The 8513-nt window shown below is 37.2% G+C and carries 8 protein-coding genes; 1 reads left to right on the top strand and 7 read right to left on the bottom strand.

The features are described 5' to 3' along the window. Positions 1-420 precede the first annotated feature (420 nt). On the bottom strand, positions 421-1065 hold the full coding sequence (locus tag FCI53_RS20700) for a redox-sensing transcriptional repressor Rex (protein WP_138420890.1): 645 nt from the start codon (positions 1063-1065) through the stop codon (positions 421-423). Positions 1066-1117: 52 nt separating this feature from the next. After that, on the bottom strand, positions 1118-1600 hold the full coding sequence (gene moaC, locus FCI53_RS20705; RefSeq protein WP_138420891.1) for a cyclic pyranopterin monophosphate synthase MoaC: 483 nt from the start codon (positions 1598-1600) through the stop codon (positions 1118-1120). A gap of 207 nt (positions 1601-1807) precedes the next feature. On the opposite strand from moaC, the gene FCI53_RS20710 reads away from it, so the two are divergent. Beyond that, positions 1808-3736 (top strand): ABC-F family ATP-binding cassette domain-containing protein, encoded by a 1929-nt coding sequence (locus FCI53_RS20710; RefSeq protein WP_138420892.1) that lies wholly within the window; start codon positions 1808-1810, stop codon positions 3734-3736. Between the two features lie 942 nt (positions 3737-4678). Here FCI53_RS20710 and tsaD read toward each other — a convergent pair. Genes tsaD through thiL form a run of 5 tightly spaced genes read right to left on the bottom strand, consistent with a single transcriptional unit; the run spans position 4679 to position 8290 of the window. Beyond that, a complete protein-coding gene (gene tsaD, locus FCI53_RS20715) occupies positions 4679-5710 on the bottom strand; it encodes a tRNA (adenosine(37)-N6)-threonylcarbamoyltransferase complex transferase subunit TsaD (protein ID WP_138420893.1) in 1032 nt (343 codons plus the stop codon). Next, on the bottom strand, positions 5707-6153 hold the full coding sequence (gene rimI / locus FCI53_RS20720) for a ribosomal protein S18-alanine N-acetyltransferase (RefSeq protein WP_138420894.1): 447 nt from the start codon (positions 6151-6153) through the stop codon (positions 5707-5709). The genes tsaD and rimI overlap by 4 nt, the downstream gene beginning before the upstream one ends. Positions 6154-6156: 3 nt before the next feature. Continuing rightward, on the bottom strand, positions 6157-6855 hold the full coding sequence (tsaB, locus tag FCI53_RS20725; protein WP_138420895.1) for a tRNA (adenosine(37)-N6)-threonylcarbamoyltransferase complex dimerization subunit type 1 TsaB: 699 nt from the start codon (positions 6853-6855) through the stop codon (positions 6157-6159). After that, positions 6852-7307: a tRNA (adenosine(37)-N6)-threonylcarbamoyltransferase complex ATPase subunit type 1 TsaE gene (tsaE, locus tag FCI53_RS20730; RefSeq protein ID WP_138420896.1), complete on the bottom strand. Its 456-nt coding sequence runs from the start codon at positions 7305-7307 to the stop codon at positions 6852-6854. Before tsaE ends, tsaB begins: the two co-directional genes overlap by 4 nt. Before the next feature lie 8 nt (positions 7308-7315). After that, positions 7316-8290: a thiamine-phosphate kinase gene (gene thiL, locus FCI53_RS20735; protein ID WP_138420897.1), complete on the bottom strand. Its 975-nt coding sequence runs from the start codon at positions 8288-8290 to the stop codon at positions 7316-7318. Between the last annotated feature and the right edge of the window lie 223 nt (positions 8291-8513).

The raw sequence follows: 8513 nt of genomic DNA on the forward strand, positions 1-8513 counted from the left end.
AAGCGGGCTGGGCTTGACGCTTCCACGGCATCATCTATGATCTTAAAAAGTTAAGAAAAGTCTCTGCACGACCAATATTAAACAACTTTTCGTTATTTTGGTGTCCACTTTCTTGACAGAGGTCCACTCATTCCGCTATTTGCTCATTTTTGGTCCTTTTTTACATAATTTTGGATTATTTAGCGGAATCAGAGACCACTTCATCCTCATTATTGCTATTTTTAAAGCCTTTAACGGAACCAGGAACCGCTTCCCTATCTATATGGTTCCTCATTCCACTATTTGCCCCTTTCAAGTTCTAGTACACGGTACACGGCTTTTTGCTATTAACGATTCCTAGATCCGCTTGCTCAAGTTGACGTCCCCCTTCCAAGTAAAAAAACGACTCAGCGCCACTGCACCGAATCGTTTTCACATCGTTTATTCTTCCTCTTCATCTTCCAGAGGGTAATGTTTTAAGAAATACACTAAAGATTGTAATTCCACAGCTAGGTCAATATGATGCACTCGAACAAAATCTGGTACCGTAATTCTAGCTGGTGTGAAATTCAATATGGCTTCCACTCCGGAATCGATCAACTTATCTGTTATAGGTTGTGCTTCCGAGACTGGAACCGTTAGAATTGCAACTCGAACCTTTTCTAACCTGTCCTCTAGTTCATCAATGGGATAAACTGGTACACCACCTATTTCTTCCCCAACCTTATTCGGGTCAGCATCAAAAGCCATCATGATTTTAGTATTGTTATTTTTCGTGAAATTATAATTCAAAAATGCAGTACCTAAATTACCTACCCCTATTAATGTCACAGCAGTTGTTTCATCTTGATCCAACGTTTTTCGGAAAAAACCAAGTAAATACTCCACATTATATCCATAGCCTTTTTTTCCTAAGGCACCAAAATATGAAAAGTCTCGTCTAATGGTAGCAGAGTCGACTTTAACTGCATCACTTAACTCTTTCGATGACACTCTAGATTTTCCTTGAGCTTGAAGATTGTTTAAAAATCGATAATATAACGGTAATCTTTTGGCTGTTGCTTGTGGTATTTTATTTTCACTCATTTCCATTTCCCCTTGTTTAATATCTTTTGTAACCGCTTAACTTCCTTGGTCCTTATTCACGATAAAAATCCCCACTCTTGCCACCTGACTTCTCAAGTAAATAGGTCTGTCCAATAATCATCCCTTTATCGACTGCCTTACACATATCATAAACAGTCAGAGCTGTCGCAGATGCAGCTGTTAATGCCTCCATCTCAACACCTGTACTTCCCTTTGTTTTTACACTAGCTTCAATCACCAATTCATACGTGTCATCCTTAACATGCCAATTAAATAGAATATCAATTCCTTTTAATTGAAGAGGATGACACATAGGGATCCAATCGGATGTTTTCTTGGCCGCCATCACTCCTGCAACCTGGGCAACAGCTAGTACATCACCCTTTTCCATTTTATTATCCCGTATTTTTTCGTAGATCTCTTTATTTACAACCACACTTGTCCGTGCCGTCGCCTTTCGTTCTGTCGCTTGCTTCTCACTTATATCTACCATACGGGCTCTTCCTTGTTCGTTAAAATGAGTAAAATCAGACAATTAAAAGCCCTCCATCATATTTATATCTTAGCATTTTATTGTATGTAGTGAAATCCTTCACTAATCTTATAGTATAGGTATTATCGAAAAAATGCTACCACAATTACTTATTTTGTTTATATTTTTTCCCAATGAAAGCATACGACATACTCTTGCTTGCTAGCATTGTTATGATTAAGGTACACTTAGTGCATTGAGGTGAACAGAATGATTTTAATGCAAGTAAACAATCTTATAAAACGATTTGGTGCAGAACTAATTTTATCTAATATTAAGCTAGAAATTAAATCAAATGATCGCATTGCGATTGTTGGAAGGAATGGGGCAGGAAAATCTACCCTGCTCAAAATAATGGCTGGTGATCTTTCCTATGATGAAGGGGATATTCATCAACCAAAAGATGTGACACTTGGTTATTTAGCTCAGAATACTGGTTTAGAATCAACCAAGTCGATATGGGACGAAATGCTAACCGTATTTCAGCATCTACGGACAAAAGAAGCTGAATTACGTAAAATGGAACAAAGAATGGGTGACCCTGATTTATTAGAAAATCAGGAAGCCTATCAACAATTATTAGCTGATTATGATAGAAAACAACAAGCATTTAAGACAGAGGGCGGTTATCAATACGAAGCCGATATTAAAGCCGTCTTGAATGGGTTGAATTTCAAGGATTTTGCTTGGACCACTCCTATTAGTGTGCTTAGTGGAGGGCAAAAAACTCGTTTAGCATTAGGTAAATTATTACTAACTAAGCCAGACATTTTAATTTTGGATGAGCCCACAAACCACTTAGATATTGAAACATTGTCTTGGCTAGAAGGCTATCTTAACAACTATAGTGGAGCTGTTGTGATTGTTTCACACGATCGTTACTTTTTAGATAAGACAGTTAACATCGTCTATGAAATATCTCGTCACCATTCCTCTAAATATTATGGAAATTATAGTAAGTATTTGGAGAAGAAAGCTGCTGACTACGAACGCGATTTAAAGCAATTTGAAAAACAACAGAGCGAAATCAAAAAAATGGAAGAGTTTGTTCAAAAAAATATCGTCCGTGCATCGACAACTAAACGTGCGCAAAGTCGCAGAAAGCAACTGGAAAAAATGGAGCGTATTGAAAAACCTAGCGGTGATGAAGCCTCTGCTAAATTTAGTTTTGACATCAACCGCCGTAGTGGGAATGATGTTTTAAAAATTAATGACTTAGCTTTTCGTTATGATCAGGAACAAGAGGATATCTTTTCTAACTTATCGTTACATGCCTCCCGCGGCGATAGTATTGCACTTGTAGGACCTAACGGCGTTGGAAAAACTACCCTGTTAAAAACAATTATCGGTGATTTAAAGGCTAATCATGGTACGATCCAAATTGGTTCCAACGTTCAAATCGGCTACTATGACCAGGAACAAACGAAACTTCATTCAAATAAGACTGTTTTAAACGAACTATGGGATGAATATCCAACTGTTAATGAAAAAGATATTCGCACCGTACTAGGTAACTTCTTATTTACAGGGGACGATGTTTTAAAAAATGTTCATTCCCTTAGTGGTGGGGAAAAAGCCAGATTAGCGTTAGCCAAATTAATGATGGAAAAAGCCAATTTTCTTATCTTAGATGAACCAACCAACCATCTCGATATTGATAGCAAAGAAATATTAGAAGCAGCATTAATTGATTTTCCTGGGACAATCATATTTGTTTCCCATGATCGATACTTTATCAATAAAATTGCTACTCAAGTAGTGGAAATGCAACCAAAACAGACAACCGTTTATCTTGGAGACTATGATTACTATCTTGAAAAGAAACAAGAGGAATATGAAATCAAGCAATTAGAGGAACAACAATCCCCATCTAAACCAGATACTATAGAATCAAAAACTAGCTTTGAACAAGAAAAAGAAGTAAAGAAAGAACAAAGAAAAAAACAACGTCGTATAAAAGAGATTGAACAAAGTATTGAGGAGCTTGAACAAGTCATTGCTGAAAATGAAGAATTGCTTTGCCAACCAGATATTTATCAGGACCATGAAAAATCACTTGAATTAACAGAAGCAAATGAAAAAAACAATCAAGATTTAGAACAGTTAATGGAAGAATGGACAGAGCTTCAAGATTCATAGTAATTGGCTTGTTTGTTGCTTTGTAGTTCTCATTTCATATATGTAAAGAGTAGATTTTGGATCTACTCTTTTTTTGTAAATATTATTGGCACTTATTGCGTATTTGCTATAGGCTGCGCATTAACGTTTACTGGTTTCTTGCTTTTGACCTGATACGGTACACGTTTAGCCCGTTATCGTTTACTGGTTTCTTGCTTTTGTGCAGATTCAGTGCACGATTAGCTCGTTATCGTTTACTGGTTTCTTGCTTTTGACCTGATACGGTGCACGTTTAGCCCGTTATCGTTTACTGGTTTCTTGCTTTTGACCTGATACGGTGCACGTCTAGCTCGTTATCGTTTACTGGTTTCTTGCTTTCGACCAGATCCGGTGCACGTTTAGCCCGTTATCGTTTACTGGTTTCTTGCTTTTGATCTGATATAGGGGTTGATACCTTGTCCCGTACGAACAGATTATGCTTCCGTAGCATTTTTTTCAATTTAGCGTACACAAAAAGTTAAAGCTATTGCACAGTAGACTTCTCTAAATAGTACCTACCTTTCCCCTTTCAGACAGCAAATGTCATATTTTATAAAATATCAGAAATATTAAAGAATCATGACGATGCTTGTCGTTGTTGAATTCGACAAAAGTTATCCCAACAATTCACATACTTATACACATAATAACAACTGAAATCACAGTTCTCAACAAAGTTATACACATTATCCACAGATTTTTGTGCAATTTTCCACATTTTTGCTATTCGCTTACATTCCTATTAACATAGCAACGCGATTATTTATCCACATATTCAGATAAAGGTTGTTAATAACTTATTAAAATTTTTTGTCCATTCGACAATTCAATCGTTTTTACACTCTTTACACGTGTCGAATTTTTTATTTGGTCCAAATGAAAAGGTATGTGACCATACTTTAGCCACATACCTAGAAAGCAGTACTATTTTTTTCTAGCTCCAAATGCTTCAAGATCTAAACTTGGATTAGCATTTAAATCCCAACCTGCTCGATGTCCTTGATTATAGGCAACACTTCCAGCAGCAGCGATCATTGCTGCATTATCTGTGCATAAGTGCAGGGCTGGTATTAATAATTCGATTGATTGATCACTAAATTGTCTCTCTAACTCACTACGTAATCCTTTATTGGCAGCTACACCACCAGCAACAATCACTTGATTAACATTATACTCTTTAGCAGCACGGTAGGTTTTTGTCGCCAAAACTTCCACGACACTTGCTTGAAAACTTGCTGCTACATCTTCTCTTTTAAATTCTTCACCACGTTGCTGTGCATTATGAAGCTTATTAATAACTGCTGATTTTAAACCACTGAAACTGAAATCGTATGAACCTTCTTCTAACCATGCTCGTGGAAACTGCAGGTTATCTTTTCCTTCTGCTGCCAACTGATCAATTTGCGGGCCACCTGGATATGGCAATTGTAATGTTCGTGCTACCTTATCATATGCTTCGCCTGCTGCATCATCTCTTGTTTCACCGATAATTTCATAGGAACCATGTTCACGCATTAAAATTAACTCAGTATGTCCTCCAGAAACGACAAGTGCTAGAACTGGAAAACTAAATTCCTTCGACAATCGATTGGCATAAATATGACCAGCAATATGATGAACCCCTACCAATGGTTTACTATTTGCAAATGCCAATGCTTTGGCAGCGTTCACTCCTACTAGCAATGCTCCAACTAACCCTGGTCCTTCTGTAACTGTTATGGCCTCAATTTGTTCCATATCAAGGTTCGCTTGTGCTAATGTTTCTTCAAGTACCACCGTCATTTGCTCCACATGGTGTCTTGATGCTATTTCTGGTACAACCCCACCGAAACGTTTATGACTTTCAATCTGAGAGGCAACCACATTAGCAACAACTTCTGTTCCATTTTTGATGACTGCTGCAGCTGTTTCATCACAGCTTGTTTCTATTCCTAATATGTACTGATCATTTGTCATAATTTCACCCACATAACTATTGCATCTTCATTATTATCTGTGTAATACCTTTTTCTTATCCCACCTGGCTCTAGTCCAAACTTACGGTACATTTTTTGGGCAACATGATTGGTCTTGCGTACTTCCAACGATAATCGATGTGCCCCTAATGCTTTTGCTTGATTAATAACATATTGAAAAAGTGCCGTTCCATAATTATGGCCACGATAACTAGGTAATAAAGCTATATTCGTAATCGAAGCTTCATCAATTACCAGCCATAATCCACAATAACCAAAAATAGTACCACTTTCTTCGATAACAAAATAAGCTGCATAAGGATTTTCTGTTAACTCTTTCTCAAATATATCCGATGTCCATGGTACCCCAAAAGACGCATGTTCAATCTTCATTACTTGGTCAATATCTTCTGTATTCATTTGCCTAATTATAATTTTTGACATAACTTACTTCCCCTGCTGTTCTGCTAACCATTTTGCCTCAGCCTCAGCTAACCTTAGGTAGTTAGGGGTTAACGTATGAACGGAACTTGCTTCTTTGTACATGCCAGCTTGCGCTAAATAAGAGGCTTTAGGTAAATGGATCGGACCATCTGGAATTATTGCTAAATCTCCCATATAAGTTGTAATTGTTTCATGGTGTAAATGGATATCTTGACTTAAAAACACCACTTTCTTTTGTAATGTTGCTACTTGTTGTAACCAATCTGCCAATAAGATGTTTGTATCATTCCATACCTGCTCTAACTGACCATTAGCCGCCCTTTGATACAAACCAGTGTAAACAAGTCCTCTACGTGCATCAAAGAATGGACAGATCAGCTCGTTTGTCCACATACCATTATATGCAAGCATTTCTAAACTTGATAGGCTTACAATTGGGATATTAAGTGTCCAAGCTATTGTTTTCGCTGTTGATAGACCGATTCTTACCCCAGTATAAGAGCCAGGACCTTTGGCAACAACGATCTTATCCAAATCTTTCGGAGAAGTTGCTGTATCTTTCATCACTTGATCAATTGCTGGCATCAGACGTACGGAATGATTCCGTTTAACATTAGTGATATATTCGCCTGCTAATTGCCCATCCTTCTGTACAGCAACACCCATGACTTGATTTGATGTATCTATCGCAAGTATATTCATCGTAGTAACTCCTCACAAATCTTTTCAAAATCTTCACCATTAGGATAAAAAATAATTTTACGGTGATGTTCATCAATGACATGCATTCGAACATCTAAACGCTCTTTAGGTAAATATTCCTTAATAAAGGTTGCCCATTCGACTACAGAAATTCCAGAACCATTAAAATATTCATCAAATCCTATATCTTCATCACTATCTTCCAATCGATAAACATCCATATGATAAAGAGGAATTTCCCCGTGATATTCTTTTACAATCGTAAAAGTGGGACTATTAATCGTTCTTCTCACACCTAATCCAGAACCTATTCCCTTGGTAAAGGTCGTTTTCCCCGCCCCTAAATCACCCTCTAATGTTAGAACATCCCCGGGGCGTAATAGTAATGCAAGCCTCTCAGCTAGTTTGACTGTTTCTTCTGATGTATGTGTTATAAATTCATATTTCTCCATTTAATCACCTATTTCAAGTGTGTATATCCTGCTTTATGTAGTATGGATACATGATTATCTTCTTCTAAAAACACGGAACCATTCGTTTTCTGATTAGTTGATACTTGACCAATTTTAGTAACCGGTGTACCTGTTTTTTCACTAGCTGTTAGAATGTATGGCCAATTCTTTGCTGGAACAGTTCCAATTAATTCAAAATCTTCGCCACCAAACAATTTCCAATTTCTTTGTTGGTTTAATGAAAAATCTAATAAATCCACATGCGTTGGAATAGCATCATATTGTAATGTAATCGTAACATCCGATGCTTCAGCAATCTCTGCCGATTCATTTGCAATCCCATCACTCACATCATTTAAAACAAGTCGAGAAACAGAACCTAACTCGCTTGCAAATGTAACCCTTGGGGTTGGCATCTGATGTCGTTTTTTTAAATAGGAATGCGCTTGTTGCTCATCCCTTACGCCACTCATTAACACATGTAAGCCTGCAGCAGCGTCCCCAAGTGTTCCGGTAGCAAATACAATATCACCATTCTTTGCGTTCGCTCGATATCTAGCTTTCCCTTTTTCCACAAATCCAATAATTGTTACAGAAATAACTAATTCGTTTCCTGATACGGTATCTCCACCAATTAAATCCATAGCATATTCACTGGCTATCTGATTCATCCCTTCGTAGACCTGCATCAAGCGATCATCATCCCAGTGCCTTGGAATGACGATAGATACCATGTAGTAGGCTGGTTGACAGCCCATTGCAGCCATATCACTAATGTTAGCTGCTACTGCGCGATAACCGATATGAAACGGATTCATCGTTTTATCAGAGAAATGTATGTTTTCCACAAATGTATCAACAGCAGTTACAATGTCTTGATAGTTTTGTCTGAATACTGCTGCATCATCACCAATTCCTTTAATTAAACTTGGTTGTTTATAATTTGGTTGTTGGATCTGTTTTATAAAATCAAATTCGTCCATAATATACCTCACTAAAATACAACATTTATCACTATCTTAGCAAAAAGTAGCCGAAAATAAAAAGCAACAGTCCTTCATTATGCGCTCAATTTTTTCGGTTCTACGTCAAATGTTGGGGTAGGAGTACTTGCTCCTACTCCTTAACCTACTTGAATTTCTAGTGATTTAAATTGATGATGTAATAATACACGTGACTTTAGACGATCATAACGTTGGAAACCAA

This window comes from Aquibacillus sediminis, from assembly GCF_005870085.1.
In the GTDB taxonomy this organism is placed as follows: Bacteria; Bacillota; Bacilli; order Bacillales; family Amphibacillaceae; genus Aquibacillus_E; species Aquibacillus_E sediminis.

What these genes read in the sequence shown, in the direction of transcription:
- rimI (WP_138420894.1), bottom strand. Translation starts at nt 6,153, where the DNA reads ATGTCAAAAATTATAATTAGGCAAATGAATACAGAAGATATTGACCAA.
- FCI53_RS20710 (WP_138420892.1), top strand. Translation starts at nt 1,808, where the DNA reads ATGATTTTAATGCAAGTAAACAATCTTATAAAACGATTTGGTGCAGAA.
- tsaE (WP_138420896.1), bottom strand. Translation starts at nt 7,307, where the DNA reads ATGGAGAAATATGAATTTATAACACATACATCAGAAGAAACAGTCAAA.
- tsaB (WP_138420895.1), bottom strand. Translation starts at nt 6,855, where the DNA reads ATGAATATACTTGCGATAGATACATCAAATCAAGTCATGGGTGTTGCT.
- thiL (WP_138420897.1), bottom strand. Translation starts at nt 8,290, where the DNA reads ATGGACGAATTTGATTTTATAAAACAGATCCAACAACCAAATTATAAA.
- FCI53_RS20700 (WP_138420890.1), bottom strand. Translation starts at nt 1,065, where the DNA reads ATGAGTGAAAATAAAATACCACAAGCAACAGCCAAAAGATTACCGTTA.
- tsaD (WP_138420893.1), bottom strand. Translation starts at nt 5,710, where the DNA reads ATGACAAATGATCAGTACATATTAGGAATAGAAACAAGCTGTGATGAA.